Raw genomic sequence first — 21,264 nt, 5'->3', positions numbered from 1 at the left:
CAGCAACAACCAGGATCGCGCCGTCCATCTGCGCAGCACCGGTGATCATGTTTTTAACATAGTCGGCGTGGCCTGGGCAGTCTACGTGTGCGTAGTGGCGAGTCGGGGTGTCATACTCAACGTGAGAAGTGTTGATGGTGATACCACGAGCTTTTTCTTCTGGTGCGTTATCGATCTGGTCGAAAGCACGAGCAGCACCGCCGTAGGTTTTAGCCAGTACGGTAGTGATTGCAGCGGTCAGCGTTGTTTTACCATGGTCAACGTGGCCGATAGTACCGACGTTAACGTGCGGTTTTGTACGTTCAAACTTTTCTTTAGACATCGATTGTCCCTCTAAGACACGGATAAATCGGTGATATCACCACATCAACCAGGCGAAAATGCCTGAACTGTTGAATACATTTACATTGAAACAGAGAGAAAGGGAGGGAGAAGTGAAGTGGTGCTGATACCCAGAGTCGAACTGGGGACCTCACCCTTACCAAGGGTGCGCTCTACCAACTGAGCCATATCAGCACGTATTGGAGCGGGCAGCGGGAATCGAACCCGCATCATCAGCTTGGAAGGCTGAGGTAATAGCCATTATACGATGCCCGCATCCTGAAACTCGGCTACCCAGTTCTTTCTGTAACAAAAAAAGAGATTTCTCTCTTTTCTGTTCGAGCTGGTCAATTTTTCCAACCAGCTCCGGCGGCGTTGACGCTGCCAGAAAGTGGTGGTGGGGGAAGGATTCGAACCTTCGAAGTCTGTGACGGCAGATTTACAGTCTGCTCCCTTTGGCCGCTCGGGAACCCCACCGGACTTGATGGTGCCGACTACCGGAATCGAACTGGTGACCTACTGATTACAAGTCAGTTGCTCTACCTACTGAGCTAAGTCGGCATCAAGTAGCGCGCATTCTATGGAGACCTGCGCAGTCATGCAACTAAAAAATTGCATAAAACGTTCTTTCGCTCACATTTTATTCGAAACCAGGGCTAACCGCTGTAAATTCATCCGCTCACGGTTAAAAATTCAACATGAACGCCTGATTTCGGCACGCTATAGCCCCACGTGATACCTGCCCGGTTAAGCATCGCTTTCCCATATTTTTTCTTATTATTCCTCTCATCTGGTGTTAACCTCCTGCCCATTGTCCAAAATTAACTATGTGATGAGCCCGCACCCGCCGTTTCGTGATGGTTCACAGAAGCATGCTTATGAGCAAAAAAGAGCAAACGTTAATGACGCCCTATCTTCAGTTTAACCGTAGCCAGTGGGCAGCCCTGCGTGACTCCGTCCCTATGACACTGACGGAAGGTGAAATCGCACGGCTAAAAGGGATAAACGAAGATCTCTCCCTGGAAGAGGTGGCAGAAATCTATCTCCCCCTCTCTCGCTTGCTTAACTTCTATATCAGCTCCAATTTGCGTCGTCAGGCCGTCCTGGAACAGTTCCTCGGCACGAACGGTCAACGTATTCCTTATATCATCAGTATTGCGGGCAGCGTGGCAGTGGGTAAAAGTACCACCGCGCGCGTGCTTCAGGCGCTGCTGAGCCGCTGGCCGGAACACCGCAGCGTGGAGCTGATCACCACAGACGGCTTCCTGCATCCCAACGAGGTGTTGAAAGAACGCGGCCTGATGAAAAAGAAGGGCTTCCCGCTCTCTTATGATATGCACCGCCTGGTAAAGTTTGTTTCAGATCTAAAATCGGGCGTACCTCACGTTACCGCGCCGGTTTACTCACATCTGATCTACGACCGCATCCCGGATGGCGACAAAACGGTTGTGCAGCCCGACATCCTGATTCTGGAAGGCTTAAACGTCCTGCAAAGCGGGATGGATTACCCTCACGATCCGCATCATGTGTTTGTCTCTGACTTTGTCGATTTCTCAATCTATGTCGATGCGCCGGAAGATTTGCTGCAACGCTGGTATATCAACCGCTTCCTGAAGTTCCGCGAAGGGGCGTTCACCGACCCGGATTCCTACTTCCACAACTACGCCCAGCTCTCTGAAGAAGAGGCTATCAGCGTGGCGACCGGGCTGTGGAATGAGATCAACTACGTCAACCTCAAAGAGAACATCCTGCCGACGCGCGAACGCGCAAGCCTGATCCTCACCAAGAGTGAGAAACACGCCGTCGACCAGATTCGTTTACGGAAGTAGACCTCAGACGTAAAAAAACCGGCTTATCGCCGGTTTTTTTATTTATGCATGCGGCTTTTCGCCGTTTTCATCCTGATCGACCGCGAAGCAGGCCACCAGCTGTCCACCATAATCCTTTAGCTGTGGCTGCAACTGCGTACACGGACCGAAGCGGCGACGGCAGCGGGCGTTAAACGCACATCCCGGCGGCGGGTTAAGCGGGCTTGGCAACTCACCGGTCAGCTTAATGCGCTCCCGGCGGTCATCCGGGTTCAGCCGCGGCGTCGCAGACAGCAGTGCCTGGGTATACGGATGACGCGGGTTAGTAAAGATCTGATCTTTCGTCCCCTTCTCCACGCAGCGTCCCAAATACATCACCATCACCTCATCGGCAATGTGCTCGACCACGGACAGGTCATGGGAGATGAAGACGTACGACAGTCCCAGATCCTGCTGTAAATCCATCATCAGGTTAAGCACCTGCGCGCGAACGGACACGTCAAGCGCTGAGACCGGCTCATCGGCAATCACCACGTCCGGGTCAAGCATCAGCCCACGAGCGATGGCAATACGCTGACGCTGACCACCAGAGAACATATGCGGGTAGCGATCGTAATGCTCGGTTTTAAGCCCCACCTTCGCCATCATCGCCAGCGCTTTTTCACGACGCTGCTCTTTGCTCAGATTGCTGTTAATCAGCAGCGGTTCTTCCAGAATCTGTCCCACTTTTTTACGCGGGTTTAAAGAACCGTACGGGTTCTGGAACACAATCTGGATTTTCTGGCGACGCAGCTTCTGTGCCTGCGGATCGTGCTTGAGCAGATCCTGGCCCTGATAGTAAAGCTCGCCGCCGGTTGGCGTTTCAATCATCGTCAGCAGACGGCCCAGCGTGGATTTCCCACAGCCCGACTCCCCGACGACCGCCAGCGTTTTACCGCGTTCAAGGCTGAAGGAGACGCCGTCCAGCGCTTTTACCAGGCGCTCAGGGGCAAAAATCCCCTTCTTCACCGGGTAATGTTTTTTCAGGTCGATAGCCTGCAACAGCGGCTGTTGCGTGGTGGCCTCGTGCGTACTCATAGTGTTGGCCTCCCGGCATCATCGAGTGGGTAGTGGCATTTTGACTGCCGACCATCGGCCAGCAGATTCAGCTCTGGCTCCTCGGCGCGGCATTTATCCGTCGCATACGGGCAGCGCGGATTCAGCAGGCAGCCCTGCGGACGGTCATATTTACCCGGAACCACACCCGGCAGTGACGCCAGACGCGCTTTGTCCTGGGCAAACTCCGGCAGCGCACGCAGCAACGCCTGCGTATACGGATGACGCGGCGCGCGGAAGATATCGTGCGAACTTCCGGTCTCCACCACCTGACCCGCGTACATCACGATGATTTTGTGCGCCGCTTCCGCCACCAGCGCCAGATCGTGCGTAATCAGCACCAGCGCCATGTTCTCTTTCTGCTGCAGCTCCAGTAGCAGCTCGATGATCTGTGCCTGGATGGTCACGTCAAGCGCCGTCGTCGGTTCATCCGCAATCAGCAGCTTTGGCCGACAGGCAATCGCCATGGCGATCATCACGCGCTGGCTCATCCCGCCTGAAAGCTGGTGCGGGTAAACGTCCAGACGCGATGCTGGGTCAGGTATCCCCACCTGGTTCAGCAGATCGATAGCACGCTGGCGACGGGTTTTCTTATTCCCACCCTGATGCACCTTAATCGCTTCCATAATCTGGAAACCCACGGTGTAGCATGGGTTCAGGCTGGTCATGGGGTCCTGGAAGATCATCGCCACTTCCGCGCCCACCAGCTGGCGGCGCTGTTTTTCGGAAATACGCTTCAGATCCTGACCGTTGAACTCCAGATTTTCCGCCATCACGCGGCCGGGGTAGTCAATCAGCCCCATAATCGCCAGCGAACTCACTGACTTACCGGAGCCCGACTCTCCTACAATCCCGACCACTTCGCCCTGATTAACGCTGTAGCTGATACGGTCCACGGCGCGAAACGGTGTGCCTTCGTCGCCAAAGTGCACGGATAATTTATTTACATTTAATAACGCCATCTCGTGCCTCTTACTGCTTCAGTTTGGGATCAAGTGCATCACGCAGACCATCACCCATCAGGTTAAATGCCAGCACCGTCAGCAGAATCGCCAGACCCGGGAAGGTGACGACCCACCAGGCGCTTTGCGCGAACTGCAACACGTCGGAGAGCATGGTGCCCCACTCCGGTGTTGGCGGCTGCGCACCCATGCCAAGGAAGCCAAGAGCGGCCATATCAAGAATGGCGTTAGAGAAACCGAGCGACGCCTGAACAATCAGCGGCGCAAGGCAGTTTGGGAAGATATTGATAAACATCTGACGCATCGCACCGGCACCCGCCACGCGAGAGGCGGTAACGTAGTCGCGGTTCACTTCCACCAGCACCGCCGCACGGGTCAGACGCACATAGTGCGGTAGCGCAACAAACGTCAGCGCAAGCGCGGCGTTACCAATCGACGGACCGAAGATCGCCACCAGCACCAGCGCCAGCAGCAGGCTTGGCAATGCCAGCATAATGTCGACGACGCGCATGATGATGTTATCAACAATGCCGCCGAAGTAGCCTGCCACCAGGCCGAGTACGATCCCCATGATCAGCGACAGTACGACAACGAGGCAGCCAACCAGCAGCGACAGGCGTGCGCCGTACATCAGGCGCGAAAGCACATCGCGACCCACGTCGTCGGTGCCCAGCAGGTGCGCCAGGCTTCCGCCGTCCTGCCATGCAGGAGGTGCCAGCAGCGCATCGCGGAACTGATCAGCCGGGTTATACGGCGCAAGGACGTTCGCAAACACCGCAATCAGGATCATGATGGAAACATACACCAGCCCGACGACCGCGCCTTTGTTGCGCTTGAAGTAGTGCCAGAATTCCTGCATCGGCGTCATTGGCACCGGTGCGGTGACCACTTTATTTTGAGTAACTTGTGACATGATGGCCCCTTACTTCTTATGACGAATACGCGGGTTCACCACGCCGTACAGCAAATCGACCAGCAGGTTGACGAGAATAATCATCGTCGCGACCAGCAGTACACCGCCCTGCACAACCGGATAGTCACGGCGTTGCAGCGCATCAATCAGCCAGCGTCCAAGACCCGGCCAGGAGAAGATGGTTTCGGTCAGGATCGCCCCCGCCAGCAGCGTACCGACCTGCAAACCGATAACGGTTACCACCGGCAGCATAGCGTTTCGCAGGGCATGAATGATGATGACGCGCATACGGGTCAGGCCTTTAGCGCGGGCAGTACGAATATAATCCTCGCCCAGCACTTCCAGCATGGAGGAACGGGTCATACGCACGATCACCGCCAGAGGGATGGTGCCCAGCACCATTGCAGGCAGGATCATGTGCGCAACCGCATCAATGAAGTTGCCCTCTTCGCCCCAGATCGCCGTATCAATCAGCATAAAGCCGGTTAACGGATTGGTGTCGTCAAGGAAAACCATATCGCTGACGCGTCCGGAGACCGGCGTCAGGTTCCACTGCACCGAGACCAGCATGATCAGCATCATGCCCCACCAGAAGATAGGCATGGAGTAGCCGGTCAGTGCCAGGCCAACAGCGGTGTGGTCAAAAATAGAGCCACGTTTAACGGCAGCCAGTACGCCAACGGGGATCCCTACCGCGGTCGCGAAGATCATGGCGCAGATACCGAGTTCCAGCGTCGCTTTAAAGCGAGGTACGAACTCGTCCCACACCGGAAGACGGCTTTTCAGTGAAATCCCTAAATCGCCGTGCAACACGCCCCAGATATAGTGGAGATACTGCTGCCACATCGGCTTATCAAGGCCGAGTTCAGCCAGCAGTTGCGCATGACGTTCAGGGGAGATACCACGCTCGCCCGCCATAATCATCACCGGATCACCCGGGATCATATGGACGAAGGCAAAAGTGAGAAGGGTGATACCGATAAACGTCGGGATAACCAGTCCCAGACGTCGGAGGATGAACTGCAACATAACCCGGATTCTCTCTGATGACGCACACTCAGTGGCGTGACGTCTGTATTGCTCACAAATGTAAATTCCCTCTCCCTGTAGGAGAGGGTTAGGGTGAGGGGGTGCATGCACGCCCCTCACCCCTGCCCTCTCCAGGAGGGAGAGGGAGAACACCCTACTTATTATTCAACAGACACGTTTTCGAAGTGGTGTTTGCCCAGTGGATCGACCACGTAGCCCTTCACTTCTTTACGCACTGGCTCGTACACGGTGGAGTGAGCAACAATCAGCGCCGGAGCCTGATCGTGCATGACAACCTGCGCTTGCTTATACAGTTCGATACGTTTGTTGTGATCGTCGGTCGCACGCGCCGGCTGGATCAGATCTTCAAACGGCTTGTAGCACCAGCGAGAATAGTTAGAACCGTCTTTCGCTGCCGCACAGCTGAACAGGGTCGCGAAGAAGTTGTCCGGATCCCCGTTGTCACCGGTCCAGCCCATCATGACCGCCTGGTGTTCACCCGCTTTGGCGCGCTTCAGGTACTCGCCCCACTCGTAGGTCACAATCTTGGCCTGTACGCCAATCTTCGCCCAGTCAGCCTGAACCATTTCCGCCATACGGCGTGCGTTCGGGTTGTAAGGACGCTGTACCGGCATCGCCCACAGCTCAACGGTAAAGCCTTTGTCCTGGCCCGCTTCTTTCAGCAGCGCTTTCGCTTTCTCAGGATCGTAGGTGTAGTCCTTAATGTCGTCGTTATAGCCCCACATGGTTGGTGGGATCAGGTTCTTGGCCGCAACGCCTGCGCCCTGGTAAACGGCTTTGATGATCGCTTCTTTGTTCACCGCGTAGGTCAGCGCCTGACGCACTTTCACGTCATCGAACGGTTTCTTCTCGGTGTTGAAGGAGAGATAACCCACGTTCAGGCCCGCCTGCTCCAGCAGGTTGATATTTTTGTCCTGCTTCATGCGCGCGATGTCAGCCGGGTTTGGATACGGCATCACCTGACATTCGTTTTTCTGCAATTTTGCGTAACGCACGGATGCGTCAGGCGTGATGGAGAAGACCAGACGGTCGATCTGCGGCTTGGTGCCCCAGTAGCCCGGGAAGGCTTTATACAGAATACGGGAATCTTTCTGGTACTGAAGCAGCTGGAACGGGCCGGTACCGATTGGGTTCAGGTCCACTTTTTCCGGAGTGCCGGCTTTCAGCATGTTGTCCGCATACTCTTTAGAGAGAATAGAGGCGAAGTCCATCGCCAGGTCAGCCAGGAATGGCGCTTCCGGACGCGTCAGCACAAACTGGACGGTTTTATCGTCCACTTTTTTCACTTCAGCGATCAGGTCTGGCAGACCCATCCCTTCGAAGTATTCATAGCTGCCGCCAGACACTTTATGGTACGGGTTCTGGGCATTTTTCTGACGGTCGAAGGAGAACACAACGTCGTCGGCGTTAAAGTCGCGCGTAGGTTTAAATTCTTTGCTGTCCTGCCACTTCACGCCCTGACGCAGGTGGAAGGTATAGGTTTTACCGTCTTCGCTGATATCCCACTTTTCAGCCAGGCCAGGAATCACTTCCGTGGTGCCGGTTTTAAATTCAACCAGACGGTTATAGATCGGTACAGAACTTGCGTCGTAAGTCGTACCAGAGGTAAAGAGCTGTGGGTTAAAGCCTTCCGGAGAGCCTTCAGAACAGTAAACCAGGGTTTTTGCCTGTACGCTTGCTGCAACGGTCATGGCCACCAGGCTCAGACCAAGCTTCAGCATCCCTGACTTCTTCAAGGAAATACTCATTATTGTGCTCCAATGTGATGTTTTGCTTTGTTGTGTTACGCCGCCTGACCTTTATTTATTTTTTACCCGGTCCGGTCGGTGATGCCCGAAGGCGTTAAAAGGGATAGAGAATCCTTTCAGAAGAGCGTTTGAGTTGCAGCGCAGATCCTCCCTGAAATGCCCCTCGTGCCCTACAATCTGTCAACAGAATGTGAAAACGTCAATACAGGTGGCGGGGATTTACGTGGAGTGTGAGAAACCGCAAACAAAGATTAAAAAAACCCTGACCGTGAGTTTTCAGCAGAGAAATTTATGCTACTCGCCATGATGCAGCACAATTATCTTCATATTTCGCAACACTCAGTGATTAAGTTTTATTCAGAATGGGTAAATTTTCTTACGGGATGGTGATTATCTGAGCACTAAATACCGCGAACGTTAAAACGCACAGCGAAAAATGCTGAGGTTATCCATAAGCAACGCGAAAAAAGATCAAACTATATATAAAAAAATACAATGGATTATGTCACAAAACCGCAAGCAGGCAGGGGGAAGCAGGGCTAAGGGGTATTTTGAGGACTCGTGCGGGGTAACGCGTTAATGCAAAAAGGGCTAACCTTGCGGTTAGCCCTTTTTAGAATGTGGTCGGCGAGAGAGGATTCGAACCTCCGACCCACTGGTCCCAAACCAGTTGCGCTACCAAGCTGCGCTACTCGCCGAATGCGGAGCGCATCTTACTGCTGAGGTGCGCCCCCGTCAATCCCTTATTTTCAAAAAGCCATTCAACTGGCGATATTCTCGCCAGACCAGCTACTGCGCGGCTTTTGTGGTGTTATCAGGGAGTTTACACCAGTTGTTGTTTTCGTTAATCCCACCGTTCGGTGAGGTATAGCCGAGACAGCCCATAATGGTGTCGTAAAGCTCAACGTGACGGCGCGGTACCTTGATCTCTGCCTGCTGTTTCAGATGGGCAAACATTTTGGCTTTGTCCGGATTTTCCAGGTACTTATCCGACATCCACATGATCATCGGCACGCGGAACTGCTCAGGCGGAGCCAGCTTACGCGGCGTACCGTGTAAATGCTCTTTCTCGTTGATGGACTCGCCGTGGTCGGCCGCGTAGATCACAATCGCTTTCTTATCGCGAAGCTGGTCGATCACCCGACTGAGGAAGGTATCCACATACAGAATCGAGTTATCATAGGCATTGATCAGCTCCTGCTTGCTACAGTTCTTGTTAATGCCGACGCACTCAGGCGTCCATTTGGCGAAATCGCGCGTGTAACGCTGATAGTAGCTGTAGTGTGACCCTTTGGTATGCAGAACAATAAGATGCTTACCCTGCGGATGGTTTTTCAGTGACTGTTCCATCTCAGAGAGCAGCAGCATGTCATCAACGTTCTTTCCGCGGTTACGCGGCTCGGCGCCAATCTGCTCGCGGTAGGCGATGTTATCCGCCATGGTGTTGGTGTAGAACCACATCTCACTTTGCATGGCGAACAGATCGGAGCTAAATCCAAGCTGCTTCAGAACAGCAAAAACGTTTTGCTCTTTGAGAGTGCGCTGAGGATTATCACTCGCACCGCCCTCACGAACAAACATACAGCGCAACGAGAGCTTCGTGGCGGTATCGCAGGAGTAGCCGCGGTAAGCTACAAGATTCTTTTCCTGCGCCAGTTTCGGGGTGGTATCGCGGTCATAACCGAGGATACCCATATGATCCCAGCGCGTCGTTTCGCCGATAACGAAGACCACGTAAGTATCATCCAGCCCGTCAGCCGGAGCCTGGTAGGTGAACTTTTTGGTTGGGTTAATCAGCGATTTCACATCGCTGGATTCGTCCGCCTGAGCCCAGGCATAAAGACCTAACGCCGACAGCCAGTTAGACGGCAGATACGAGTTAGCCACCACGCCGCCGTAGCTTGGCATATCCACGCCTGTCGCTTTTTCGATCCTTTTTTGCTGTTTTTCCATCAGGCGAATAGGCGCCCACACCAGCAGACCCGCCAGAAGAACGACGGCGACGTTGCGGATGCGCTGTCCCCGGGTACGCAGCTGGCGTAACAGGGTGTAGCGGCAGGTGTTACTCCAGATAAAGAAGAGCGGGATCAGGCAGGTCAGAATCGTCCACAGGATGAACCCTTGACCCACCACCTCTTTCGAGAGGTCGATGTCCGTGGTCATCACCGAGGCCACAATACCGTAGCCAATGACCACATTCATGAATGTCATGTAATAGCTTGCGGCGGCGGAGATAATCACCACCAGCGAGGCCAGAACCTGCCATGTACGTCTGCCAAAAAGCGAGAGCAGACGTAGCAGGAAGAAGGTCGCCAGAATTGAGCCAAACACTTCAATCGCGGCAAAAATTCCATTTCTTACAGTGAGGTGTTCGAAATAACCTTCCACTCGTCTGAACAGCACCGCGCCATTCAGAAACAAACCGATATAGACAGCCAGCATCAGACACAATCTTTGCTGGGTAAGAGACCTAATATATTTCATGCAAACAACCCTGGGGGAAGGGGTATAAAGACCCGCCGAATCTCAGTGAGAAAGCTGACAGAGTAAGTAGATGCGAGAGAAACCGTTATCAGAAACGTCTACAAGCGCGATAAGTAGACCACAGCAGGAAAGAAAAGTGGCAGCAGAGAATGTGAATCGATGAAGATTTTTACAAAATAGCAAGTCCGGAAGCGATTTAGAAATAAATAAAAGAGGCCCTGCGGCCCCTTTTTATCGAATCATGCATGCGCTTCTTTATATACCTCGCGCTGCGGCTGACGAATCGTGGTGGACAGCGCCAGCGAAATAATCAGCAAGGCAAATATCACGCAGAATGTCACGTAGAAGCCACCAAACAGCGAGGCAATCAGTGAACCGCAAATACTGCCGATACCGAAGCCGAGATAAATCACGCCGTAGTTTTTCGCCAGGTTGTTCAGGCCGAAGAACTCGCTCACCAGCGACGGGAAGACGGTAATAGTGCCGCCAAAGTTAAAGGCTACGCAGGCTATCGCCGCAAAGAATGTCGCCTCGTTCAGCGGAGCGAACAGCAGTGCTGCCATACCCACCAGGGAGATCACCTGCCCCAGCGTAATCACGCGGATCCGGGCGATTTTGTCAGACAAGATACCCAGTACCAGACGACCCGAGAGGTTAGCGATGGAGATGACCGTTACGGCGTTCGCCGCCGTCGCCGCGTCCAGTTTTACCATTCCCTGCGCGATATCTTTCGCCACACCGATGACATACAGACCGCTCATGCAGGCCGTCAGGAACATCACCGCCAGCATCCAGTACTGCGGCTTACGCATGGACTGAGCGAGGGTGAAATCGTTCTCCACCACGCCGTTAACGGTTTTCACTTCCTGCTGCGGCGCATCTTTCATCAGCGTGGCGCCGAAGAGGATCATTACCAGCACAATCACGCCCCAGATCATAAAGGTTTTCTCAAGCCCAACCGAGGCCAGCAGATGCGCATCGATGAATTTGAAGCCGAGGCTGCCCAGGCCATATGAACCAATGGCAAATGCGGAGATAAGCCCTTTACGCTCCGGGAACCACTTCACGCAGTTAGACAGCGTCAGCAGATAACCTGCGCCGTCCGCCAGCCCCACCAGCACCCCGGCGCTCAGCCACAGCATCATCAGGTTGTTAGAATATGCCGTCAGGAAGAATCCCAAGCCCAGCAAGATCCCGGATGCCATGGTTACACGCTTCACGCCGAAACGTTCCTGAAGTTTGCCCGCCACGGAAGAGGAAATTGCTAACCCAAGACTCAGCAAGCCGAAGGAGAATGCCACCTGGCTTATCGGCGCGCCGAGCTTATCGGACAGGGCGCTGTTAAACAGGCTCCAGGTATAGACCGATCCCAGTGCGAACTGGGTAACGATGGTGCCGAATAGCGTCAGCCAACGCGTGCGGTTATAAGTTGATGTGTTCATGGCAGTGTCCTGCAAGATAAATTATGGAAATTCGCTGAGGACAACGATAAACAAAACCTTTATAGCGTTGGGGAAAAACGGAATGAAATGCAGGAGAGAAGGAATGAAATGCCTGGGATCTGGAATGAATGACCTTGCCGGGGAATGAAGCGCTGTTCTGTTAGTGGGCACTATCGCTCCAGACCCCGTCATAATTGTATTAAATATGTTATCGTATCGTTTAAAAAAATAACAACCCTTAAAATTTGGCGCTCAATCCCAGCGTATATAAATATTCTTCTTCAGTTTGCTGGTTATAGCTGATCTTCGCCCAGGGGTGTAAATCACCATACTGCGTATCAACACGCCAACCCAATGAGTTCACGCTGGCATGCCAGAGGGGATCGGTAAGCGACTGCGTGGTGGTTGTATCCTCAAACGCATTCACCGTTACAGGGGGGGCGCCATCAGTGCGCCACGCCATGACGGGCCCGGTGGTGAAATGTCCCGCCACGGGAAAATTCCAGCCAACGCTCAGAACGGTTTCCGCATCCGAACCGGAGGGATCGTTCAGGGTAAACCCCGTAGCATTCTGCGTGCGGTTAATACGCTCCGCGAGAATATCTTCATAACGAGGTTGGTGATCGGCGTCCCATGTATAACGTTCCGTCGTATTACTTTGTGCATCTGAAACGATATATTCCTGTTGCCACGCAAAAGCGGTGTGACAAAAAAGCAGGCAGACTGAAACACCCACCAGGCCAGAAGCAGCATGGCGACCACTGATTTTTTTTATCATCATCAAAGCGACTCCAGAAAGAGCCGAGTTCGGCGATATATGTCATTGTTCGAAGAGGTATTAGGGCGTATAGCCCTGTATTAACTATTGTCTCTTTAGCAGACACGTCAAGCCGGGCAGATTGAAATTTTTGCGTTTACCGTATCAGGAAGGGAGATGACCTATGCAACGTTGCGGCTGGGTAAGCCAGGATCAGCTTTATATCGATTATCACGACAAGGAATGGGGCGTACCGGAAACCGACGGTAAAAAACTATTTGAAATGATTTGCCTTGAAGGCCAGCAGGCCGGGCTGTCGTGGATCACCGTTCTGAAAAAGCGTGAGAACTATCGCAAAGCCTTCCACCAGTTCGATCCGGCTGCGGTTGCCGCCATGACCGACGACGACGTACAAAAGCTGGTTCTGGATACCGGTATCATCCGCCATCGCGGTAAAATTCAGGCCATTATTGGTAACGCGCGTGCTTATCTGGCGATGGAGCAAAATGGCGAACCCTTTTCAGCATTTGTCTGGTCGTTTGTGGATAACGAGCCGAAGGTGACGCAGGCCGCCACGCTTGCAGAGATCCCAACGTCGACCCCCGCCTCAGATGCCCTGTCGAAAGCGCTGAAAAAACGCGGCTTTAAGTTTGTGGGCACCACCATCTGTTACTCCTTTATGCAGGCCTGCGGGCTGGTCAATGACCACATTACGGGCTGCTTCTGCCATCCGGAGGGCCACCATGATCCGCAAATGGCAAAGTGAGAACACCGCGCCGCTTTTGAGTCTGTGGCTGGAGAGCACCACCGAGGCGCATCCGTTTATCGACGCAAGTTACTGGCAAGCGAATGAAGCGGTAGTGCGGGATGAATACCTTCCCGCCGCCGAGACCTGGGTCTGGGAAGAAAACGGTACCCTGTGCGGTTTTATCAGCGTCATGCAGTTCCAGTTCGTGGGGGCGCTGTTTGTCGCCCCGGCGTTCATCGGAAAGGGGATTGGGCGTGCGCTGCTGAACCACGTTCAGCAGCACTACCCGTATTTAACCCTGGAGGTGTACCAGAAAAACGTGCGGGCGGTGAATTTCTATCATGCTCAGGGTTTTCGCATCGAAGACAGCGCCTGGCAGGATGATACCCAACACCCGACGTGGATCATGAGCTGGCAGGCGGATCAAACGCCGTAAGGGTAAGCGCCGGCCCCTCATATTTCTCCACCCATGCCAGCGCCGTATTCCCCGCGCAGCCATTCCCCAGCTTCGAGCTGGGGAGATCTTTGGTCAGCACGTTTACGGCGCCGTTCTTACAAATACCGCCCTCGTCCAGCGCCAGATCCGGCCATGCGCCCTGATGAATGCAGAAAACGCCAGGGCGGATCCCGTCACTCACCACGGCGCCTGCCAGCACCTGCCCGCGCGCGTTCCAGACCCGAACGAGATCGCCGTCGTTAATCCCCCGCGCCTTTGCGTCATCGCTGTTCAGCGCGATCGGCTCACGACCCGCCACCGCATACTGCTCGCGCAGAGCCGAATAGTTGAGCTGGCTGTGCAGACGATGGGCAGGATGGGCAGACAGCAGCTGAAGCTGCCCCGGCTGCGCATTGCCATGCCATTCGTCCGGCTCCAGCCACGCCGGATGCGGCGGACAGTCCGCGTAGCCAAAGCTGGCGATGCGTTCGCTGTAGATCACAATCTTCCCGCTTTCGGTTTTTAACGGGTGATTCTCCGGATCGCGACGGAAGTCAGCAAAGCGCACAAACCGCGCGTTCTGCTCGCTTTCCGGCATTTCGAAGAGTTGATTCGCCTCCCAGAACTCAGCAAATGGCGGCAGGGACACGCCCTGCGCAGCCCCGCGCTGGCTGGCAATCTGGTAAAATGTTTCCAACCATTGCAGATCCGTTTTGCCCTCGGTGAAACGCTCCCGCCCGCCCGCTTCCCGCATTTCACTCAGGTCGGCAAAGACGTCGAAATCATCCCGCGCTTCATCCCGGGGAGCCACGACGCGCTTCATCGGCACCATATGCTGGTTGCTGTAATCCCCCGTCATGGTGAGATCGTTACGCTCGAACGAGGTCGTGGCAGGCAAAACGATATCGGCATGTTTCGCTGACGCAGTCCAGAAGCACTCCGAGATCACCACCAGCTCCGGTTTCTGCCAGGCGCGGATCAGGCGGTTGGTATCCTGGTGATGGGTGAAGTTGGCCCCACCCGCCCACCAGATAAACTTAATATCCGGGAAATGGCGATCCTGACCGTTGTGCTGATAAAACCCGCCGGGGTTCTCCAGGGCTTCAACAATGCGTGCCACCGGAATTTTTTCCACAGCGTCCACGCCACCCTGCACCGAGCCCTGCATGGACGCCAGCACCGCGGCTTTACGCGTAGGGTTGCCGCCGTTGGCAAAGTGATAGGAAAGACCAAAACCGCCGCCGGGTGTGCCAATCTGCCCAAGCATCGCGGCGAGCGTCACCAGCATCCAGTGCTTCTGCTCGCCAAACTGCTGGCGCTGCATCCCCCAGCCGGACATGAGCATCGTGACATGGCTATGGAATAACGCCGCCAGTTCGCGGATTTTAACGGCATTAACGCCGCAAATCGCCGCGGCCCACTCTGCGGTTTTGGCAATACCGTCGCTTTGTCCCGTCAGATAGTCGGCAAATTTATCGAACCCCGTGGTACAACGCGCCAGAAATTCCGTGTCGTGCCAGCCGTTCTCCACCAGGGTGTGGGCGATGCCCAGCATCATCGCCACGTCGGTGCCCATATGCGGCGCGATCCATTCCGCGCTGTTGCCGAAGAAATCCAGGGTTTCAGAGCGCATCGGATCGATACAGATGATGCGCTTGCCGCTTTTGCGCAGCGCATCGAAGTAGGAAACGCCCTGCTCGTCGGACGCATTCCAGGCAATTTTCAGGGTATTGAGCGGGTTGGCGCTCCACAGCACCACCACCTCTGTATGCTCCAGCACCAGCGGCCAGCTGGTCTGCTGTTGATAAACCTCATTCCCGCCCACGACATACGGCATGATCGCCTGCGCCGCGCCGGTCGAGTAATCACCCAGATGGCCGGTATATCCTCCGGCCAGGCTCATATAGCGTTGCAGCAGGGTTGCAGCCTTATGCAGCACGCCGTTTGAGCGCCAGCCATAGGAGCCGGCAAAAATGGACGACGGGCCATAGCTGTCGCGGATGCGTTTATGCTGCGTATGGATCAGCGCCAGCGCATCGTCCCAGCTCACGCGCACGAACTCATCCTGCCCGCGAATACCCTGCGGTTTATCCGGTGACGCCAGAAAGCCTTTACGCACCATCGGCCAGCGGACGCGGGTCTTGCTGTGTACCTGATCGCGAACGACGGTCTGTAAAGAGTTGAGATGGCGCGAAGGCAAAGCCCCGCGAGACGACAGCACAGTGTCGCCATCGGTTTCGACCAGCATCGGCCCCCAGTGGGCGGCGGTCAGAATGGTTTTTGTTGAGGTGCTCAAAGCGTGCGCTCCTGGTTGCGTGCAGGTGTTTCGGCCTTTCATTGAGGCAATTTATCGTTTGTGACAAATTTCAGAGTTATACACTGAATTTTCTCCGTATCCGGACGTCATAATCCACTGCCACGTCCGTCGTGGCAAAGAATAAAAAGGATTAAGGAAATAAGATGAAAAAACGCGTACTCGTTATTGCCGCTCTGGTGAGCGGCGCACTGGCTGTTTCAGGCTGCACAACCAACCCTTACACCGGTGAACGCGAAGCGGGCAAATCCGGCATTGGCGCGGGTATTGGTTCCCTGGTAGGCGCTGGCGTTGGCGTACTCTCCTCCTCCAAGAAAGACCGCGGCAAAGGCGCGCTGATTGGCGCAGCGGCAGGCGCAGCCCTGGGCGGCGGCGTGGGTTATTACATGGATGTGCAGGAAGCAAAACTGCGTGACAAAATGAAAGGTACGGGCGTGAGCGTGACGCGCAGCGGTGACAACATCATCCTGAACATGCCAAACAACGTGACCTTTGACAGCAGCAGCGCGACGCTGAAACCCGCAGGCGCGAACACCCTGACCGGCGTGGCCGCAGTGCTGAAAGAGTACAATAAAACTGCCGTGAACGTGATTGGTTACACCGACAGCACCGGCAGCCAGGATCTGAACATGCGTCTGTCGCAGCAGCGCGCCGATTCCGTGGCCAGCTCGCTGATCACCCAGGGCGTAGAAGCGAACCGCATCCGCACCAGCGGCATGGGTCCGGCTAACCCGATCGCCAGCAACAGCACGGCGGAAGGCAAAGCGCAGAACCGCCGCGTTGAAATTACGTTGAGTCCTGTGCAGTAGGTAAAAGCAAAACGGCAACCCCGTTGCCGTTTTAGTATTTGCGCCCTCTCCTGTAGGAGAGGGTTGGGGTGAGGGCATCAGACCGCCACCCGGCAAATTGCTTGATTCGCCAGATTTTCCCGCTAAGGTATTCTCACTAAATTCAGGGAAATCAGCGATGATCAAACCAACCCGGGCCACCATCAGCGACGTGGCGAAAGCCGCCAAAACCGGTAAAACCAGCATTTCACGCTACCTCAACGGCGAGAAACACCTGCTGTCCGATGCGCTGCTGGCGCGGATCGAACAAGCCATTGCCGATCTCGACTACCGTCCCAGCCTGATGGCGCGCGGCCTCAAGCGGGGACGCACCCGCCTGATTGGGCTTATCATCGCCGATATCACTAACCCCTACTCCGTTAACGTACTCAGCGGCATCGAAGCGGCGTGCCGGGAAAAAGGCTTTACCCCGCTGGTCTGTAACACCAATAACGAAGTTGATCAGGAGTTGCATTACCTCGATCTGCTGCGCAGCTATCAGGTGGAAGGGATCGTGGTCAATGCCGTCGGGATGCGCGAAGAGGGGCTAAATCGTCTGCAACAATCGTCTCTCCCGATGGTGCTTATTGACCGCAAAATCCCGGAATTTGCCTGCGATGTGGTCGGGCTGGATAACACCCAGGCGGCCACCACTGCCACCGAGCACCTGATTGAACAGGGTTTCGAAGCCATTCTGTTCCTGAGCGAACCGCTGGGTATGGTTAACACCCGCCGCGACCGCCTGGCTGCATTTCGCGCCACGCTGGCGCGTTATCCCGGTGTGATCGCCGAAAATGCTGAAATCCCCCTCCATGAAGCCGAACAGCTGGATAATACCCTGCGCCAGTTCCATACCCGCCATCGGGGAATGCGTAAGGCGGTGATCTCCGCTAACGGGGCGCTGACGCTTCAGGTTGCCCGCTCGCTTAAACGCATTGGCCTGCACTGGGGCAGCGACATCGGCTTGCTCGGCTTTGATGAACTGGAGTGGGCAGAACTTGCTGGCGTAGGCATTACCACCCTCAAACAACCCACCTGGCAGATCGGCTATGCCGCGGTTGAACAAGTGGTTCGCCGCATTGAAGGCACCCGCGACGCCGTACGCGAGCAGGTTTTTTCTGGCGAGCTGATCGTTCGCGGCTCTACTGCCCGTTAATTTCCCCTTCGTGACAGCGATCATAAATTCAGCATCCCGATCTTTTCTTTGGAACCGGTTCCATCTAGCGTAATACTATCGATTACGCTCTGGAGTCAGGAAATGAGCAGGAAAATTATGGTGGTCACCGCCGCGTATGGTGCGGATCAGGTGCGACAGGCAGGCGGTCAACGGGCAATGCTTCCCGTTATTGCCGGCGCAGGAGCTGATGGCGTTGAAATCCGCCGAGAGCTCTTCAGCCACGACGAGTTAATGGCCCTGCCTGCGCTGGGCGAGTCCATTGAACTGCTGGGTTTACTGGCGTGCTACTCCGCCCCGGCCCCCCTGTTTATGCCCGATGGAACCCTCAACCCGGATCTTCCACGCTACCTTAGCGAAGCCAGCGCACTGAACGCGCTGTGGCTTAAAGTCTCGCTGGGTCATTTCAGCGACAAACAACCGCTTGAAGCCCTGCGCGCACTGCTGGATGAAAGCGGCATGACGCTGGTGGTGGAAAACGACCAGACCGACTGCGGGCAGCTCGCGCCGATGCAGCGCTTCAAAGCCGCCTGCCGGGTAATGGCGCTGCCGGTCACACTGACGTTCGATATGGGCAACTGGCTGTGGGTTGGCGACTCCCCGGAAGAGGCTGCACGTCAGCTGGCTCCCGCCGTGAGCTATATTCATGTGAAGGCCGCAGTCCCGCATAAGGCGCAGTTCCGCGCCGTCGCGCCGGATCAGACCGATTCTCGCTGGCGGGATCTGCTTAATCAACTGCCTGCCGACGCGCCGCGCGGTATCGAATTTCCGCTCGAAGGGACGGATCTCACCGCCGTCACCCGCCATTACGTCAATCTGCTGCGCGAGGAGTAAACCATGCACAAGACGCTGGACGTTATCACTATCGGCGAGGCCATGGCGATGTTTGTCGCCACCGAAACGGGCGAGCTGAGCGCAGTGGAGCACTTTATCAAACGCGTGGCAGGCGCCGAATTGAATGTCGCTACCGGCCTTGCGCGGCTGGGGCTGAATGTCGGCTGGGTGAGCCGCGTGGGCAATGACAGCTTTGGCCATTTCGTTCTCGACTCGCTGAAAAAAGAGGGCATTGATGCCGCAGGCGTCACGCTCGACGGACGCTTCCCGACGGGCTTTCAGCTGAAATCTAAAGTTGAAAATGGAACCGATCCCATCGTGGAGTATTTCCGCAAAGGCTCAGCGGCAAGCCATCTCTCCGTGGATGATTATCACGCCGCGTATTTCTCCTCCGCGCGCCACCTGCACCTGAGCGGCGTGGCGGCGGCGCTCTCGGCCAGCTCGTACGATTTACTCGATCACGCGGCTTCGGCAATGAAAGCGCAGGGCAAAACGATCTCCTTTGATCCGAATCTGCGCCCGGTGCTGTGGAAAAGCGAAGCGGAGATGGCTGAGAAACTCAACCGACTGGCGTTTCAGGCGGACTGGGTTCTGCCGGGCATAAAAGAGGGAATGATCCTCACTGGCGAAAGCACGCCCGAAGGCATTGCTGATTTTTACCTCAACAGAGGGGTAAAAGCCGTGGTGCTGAAAACCGGTGCCGACGGCGCATGGTTTAAAACTGCCGACGGTGAGCAAGGCGCTGTCGCTGCGGTAAAAGTCGACAACGTGGTCGATACCGTGGGCGCGGGCGATGGGTTTGCCGTCGGGGTCATCAGCGCCCTGCTGGAGGGCAAACCGCTGTCGCAGGCCGTGGCGCGAGGCAACACAATTGGTTCGCTGGCGATTCAGGTGCAGGGCGACAGCGAAGGATTACCAACACGAGCAGAGCTCGGCGTCTAAATTCCCTCTCCCCGTAAGAGAGGACCAGGGTGAGGGCAGCAATCCGCACCAGATAATTAAGCCACCGTGTACCCTACAGACAACGGCGGCAACAACCTCAACAACAGAGGCAAGCCTATGAACAGTTCGACCAATGCAGTAAAACGCTGGTGGTACATCATGCCAATCGTGTTTATCACGTACAGCCTGGCGTACCTGGATCGTGCCAACTTCAGTTTCGCATCCGCCGCCGGGATCAACGAAGACCTCGGGATCACCAAAGGGGTCTCGTCCCTGCTGGGCGCCCTCTTCTTCCTGGGTTATTTCTTCTTCCAGATCCCCGGCGCGATTTACGCTGAACGCCGCAGCGTGCGAAAGCTCATTTTCATCTGCCTGATCTTATGGGGTGCCTGTGCGTCGCTTACTGGCGTGGTGAATAACATTCCTGCTCTGGCGGCTATTCGCTTTATTCTCGGCGTGGTTGAGGCGGCCGTCATGCCAGCAATGCTGATTTACATCAGCAACTGGTTCACAAAATCTGAGCGTTCACGTGCTAATACGTTCCTGATACTCGGTAACCCGGTCACCGTGCTGTGGATGTCGGTGGTTTCCGGCTATCTGATCCAGTCCTTCGGCTGGCGCGAGATGTTCATCATCGAAGGGGTTCCCGCGATTATCTGGGCCTTCTGCTGGTGGGTGTTGGTGAAAGATAAGCCAGCCCAGGCGAAATGGCTTTCTGAAGACGAAAAAGCCGCACTCCAGGCGCAGCTGGATAAAGAGCAGCAGGGGCTTAAAGCGGTGCGTAACTACGGCGAAGCCTTCCGCTCCCGGAACGTTATTCTGCTGTGTGCACAGTATTTTACCTGGAGTATTGGCGTGTACGGTTTTGTGCTGTGGCTGCCGTCGATTATCCGCAGCGGCGGTGAAAACCTTGGCATGGTGGAAGTGGGCTGGCTGTCATCGGTGCCTTACCTGGCTGCGACCATCGCGATGATTATCGTCTCCTGGGCATCGGACAAGCTGCAAAACCGTAAGCTGTTCGTCTGGCCACTGCTGCTGATCGCTGCTTTTGCCTTCATTGGCTCCTGGGCCGTAGGCGCGAACCACTTCTGGGTCTCGTACACTCTGCTGGTGATTGCGGGTGCGGCCATGTATGCCCCGTATGGTCCGTTCTTTGCCATCATCCCGGAAATGCTGCCGCGTAACGTCGCAGGGGGCGCGATGGCGTTGATCAACAGTATGGGTGCGCTGGGTTCGTTCTTTGGCTCGTGGTTTGTGGGCTATCTTAACGGTGCCACCGGCAGCCCGTCGGCCTCTTACATCTTTATGGGGGTGGCGCTTTTTGCCTCGGTATGGCTTACTCTGATTGTTAAGCCTGCTAATAATCAACAGCTACCCGTCGGCGCACGCCACGCCTGAATCCTTTTAAA

18 protein-coding genes and 5 tRNA genes are annotated in these 21,264 nt (G+C 55.3%); 8 read left to right on the top strand and 15 right to left on the bottom strand.

Going from position 1 to position 21,264, the window contains the following annotated elements:
- The 5 genes from DD606_RS15485 to DD606_RS15465 form a co-directional block, all read right to left on the bottom strand.
- Positions 1 to 322, bottom strand: a 322-nt coding sequence (locus DD606_RS15485; protein WP_000031694.1) for a GTP-binding protein, incomplete at its 3' end; no start/stop codon positions are given.
- Positions 323 to 440: 118 nt separating this feature from the next.
- A tRNA-Thr gene (locus DD606_RS15480) sits at positions 441 to 516 on the bottom strand.
- A gap of 6 nt (positions 517 to 522) precedes the next feature.
- Positions 523 to 597 (bottom strand) — tRNA-Gly (locus DD606_RS15475).
- 116 nt (positions 598 to 713) lie between these two features.
- Positions 714 to 798: transfer RNA gene (locus DD606_RS15470), tRNA-Tyr, on the bottom strand.
- A gap of 8 nt (positions 799 to 806) precedes the next feature.
- A tRNA-Thr gene (locus DD606_RS15465) sits at positions 807 to 882 on the bottom strand.
- Between the two features lie 317 nt (positions 883 to 1,199).
- On the opposite strand from DD606_RS15465, the gene coaA reads away from it, so the two are divergent.
- Positions 1,200 to 2,150: a type I pantothenate kinase gene (coaA, locus tag DD606_RS15460; RefSeq protein ID WP_015569977.1), complete on the top strand. Its 951-nt coding sequence runs from the start codon at positions 1,200 to 1,202 to the stop codon at positions 2,148 to 2,150.
- Positions 2,151 to 2,192: 42 nt separating this feature from the next.
- On the opposite strand, the gene dppF is transcribed toward coaA, so the two are convergent.
- From dppF to DD606_RS15415, 9 genes are all read right to left on the bottom strand, one after another.
- The gene (dppF, locus tag DD606_RS15455; protein ID WP_023315202.1) at positions 2,193 to 3,206 is read right to left on the bottom strand and encodes a dipeptide ABC transporter ATP-binding subunit DppF; all 1,014 of its coding nucleotides are present in this window, start codon (positions 3,204 to 3,206) and stop codon (positions 2,193 to 2,195) included.
- Positions 3,203 to 4,186, bottom strand: coding sequence for a dipeptide ABC transporter ATP-binding protein (dppD, locus tag DD606_RS15450; RefSeq protein WP_022650197.1), 984 nt, complete (start codon positions 4,184 to 4,186; stop codon positions 3,203 to 3,205). The genes dppF and dppD overlap by 4 nt, the downstream gene beginning before the upstream one ends.
- Positions 4,187 to 4,196: 10 nt before the next feature.
- Positions 4,197 to 5,099 carry a dipeptide ABC transporter permease DppC gene (gene dppC, locus DD606_RS15445; RefSeq protein WP_003862349.1) on the bottom strand — a complete coding sequence of 301 codons (903 nt, stop codon included), beginning with the start codon at positions 5,097 to 5,099 and terminating at the stop codon, positions 4,197 to 4,199.
- Between the two features lie 9 nt (positions 5,100 to 5,108).
- Positions 5,109 to 6,128, bottom strand: coding sequence for a dipeptide ABC transporter permease DppB (gene dppB, locus DD606_RS15440; protein ID WP_006810536.1), 1,020 nt, complete (start codon positions 6,126 to 6,128; stop codon positions 5,109 to 5,111).
- Positions 6,129 to 6,289: 161 nt separating this feature from the next.
- Positions 6,290 to 7,897 carry a dipeptide ABC transporter periplasmic-binding protein DppA gene (gene dppA, locus DD606_RS15435; RefSeq protein WP_003860756.1) on the bottom strand — a complete coding sequence of 536 codons (1,608 nt, stop codon included), beginning with the start codon at positions 7,895 to 7,897 and terminating at the stop codon, positions 6,290 to 6,292.
- Positions 7,898 to 8,518: 621 nt separating this feature from the next.
- Positions 8,519 to 8,595, bottom strand: a tRNA-Pro gene (locus tag DD606_RS15430).
- A gap of 91 nt (positions 8,596 to 8,686) precedes the next feature.
- Positions 8,687 to 10,381, bottom strand: a complete 1,695-nt coding sequence (eptB, locus tag DD606_RS15425) for a kdo(2)-lipid A phosphoethanolamine 7''-transferase (protein WP_023323998.1) — start codon at positions 10,379 to 10,381, stop codon at positions 8,687 to 8,689.
- A 239-nt stretch (positions 10,382 to 10,620) separates the two neighbouring features.
- Entirely contained in the window at positions 10,621 to 11,823 is a 1,203-nt protein-coding gene (locus DD606_RS15420) for an MFS transporter (RefSeq protein WP_022650195.1), read from the bottom strand.
- Positions 11,824 to 12,061: 238 nt separating this feature from the next.
- A complete protein-coding gene (locus DD606_RS15415) occupies positions 12,062 to 12,604 on the bottom strand; it encodes a lipase (protein ID WP_022650194.1) in 543 nt (180 codons plus the stop codon).
- Positions 12,605 to 12,764: 160 nt separating this feature from the next.
- Between DD606_RS15415 and tag the strand changes: the two genes are divergently transcribed.
- Both tag and DD606_RS15405 read left to right on the top strand, forming a co-directional pair.
- Positions 12,765 to 13,346, top strand: a complete 582-nt coding sequence (gene tag, locus DD606_RS15410) for a DNA-3-methyladenine glycosylase I (RefSeq protein WP_022650193.1) — start codon at positions 12,765 to 12,767, stop codon at positions 13,344 to 13,346.
- Positions 13,324 to 13,764, top strand: a complete 441-nt coding sequence (locus tag DD606_RS15405; RefSeq protein WP_022650192.1) for an N-acetyltransferase — start codon at positions 13,324 to 13,326, stop codon at positions 13,762 to 13,764. Before tag ends, DD606_RS15405 begins: the two co-directional genes overlap by 23 nt.
- On the opposite strand, the gene DD606_RS15400 is transcribed toward DD606_RS15405, so the two are convergent.
- Positions 13,733 to 16,102 (bottom strand): molybdopterin guanine dinucleotide-containing S/N-oxide reductase, encoded by a 2,370-nt coding sequence (locus DD606_RS15400; protein WP_129258835.1) that lies wholly within the window; start codon positions 16,100 to 16,102, stop codon positions 13,733 to 13,735. The two genes, DD606_RS15405 and DD606_RS15400, sit on opposite strands and share 32 nt — an antisense overlap.
- 122 nt (positions 16,103 to 16,224) lie before the next feature.
- Between DD606_RS15400 and DD606_RS15395 the strand changes: the two genes are divergently transcribed.
- The 5 genes from DD606_RS15395 to DD606_RS15375 all read left to right on the top strand — a co-directional run bounded on the left by DD606_RS15395 (position 16,225) and on the right by DD606_RS15375 (position 21,253).
- Positions 16,225 to 16,887 carry an OmpA family lipoprotein gene (locus DD606_RS15395; protein WP_022650190.1) on the top strand — a complete coding sequence of 221 codons (663 nt, stop codon included), beginning with the start codon at positions 16,225 to 16,227 and terminating at the stop codon, positions 16,885 to 16,887.
- A gap of 157 nt (positions 16,888 to 17,044) precedes the next feature.
- Positions 17,045 to 18,061: a LacI family DNA-binding transcriptional regulator gene (locus DD606_RS15390; protein WP_023323995.1), complete on the top strand. Its 1,017-nt coding sequence runs from the start codon at positions 17,045 to 17,047 to the stop codon at positions 18,059 to 18,061.
- Positions 18,062 to 18,163: 102 nt separating this feature from the next.
- The gene (locus DD606_RS15385; protein ID WP_032608229.1) at positions 18,164 to 18,913 is read left to right on the top strand and encodes a sugar phosphate isomerase/epimerase; all 750 of its coding nucleotides are present in this window, start codon (positions 18,164 to 18,166) and stop codon (positions 18,911 to 18,913) included.
- Between the two features lie 3 nt (positions 18,914 to 18,916).
- Positions 18,917 to 19,855: a sugar kinase gene (locus DD606_RS15380; RefSeq protein ID WP_045350332.1), complete on the top strand. Its 939-nt coding sequence runs from the start codon at positions 18,917 to 18,919 to the stop codon at positions 19,853 to 19,855.
- A gap of 117 nt (positions 19,856 to 19,972) precedes the next feature.
- Complete coding sequence (locus DD606_RS15375; RefSeq protein ID WP_017694735.1) at positions 19,973 to 21,253, top strand: MFS transporter; 1,281 nt, start codon at positions 19,973 to 19,975, stop codon at positions 21,251 to 21,253.
- The last annotated feature ends 11 nt before the right edge of the window (positions 21,254 to 21,264 follow it).

Origin of the sequence: Enterobacter cloacae complex sp. GF14B (assembly GCF_004136805.1) — a bacterium.
Classification (GTDB): domain Bacteria; phylum Pseudomonadota; class Gammaproteobacteria; order Enterobacterales; family Enterobacteriaceae; genus Enterobacter; species Enterobacter hormaechei_C.
This window is presented reverse-complemented; position numbering and strand designations above follow the sequence as displayed.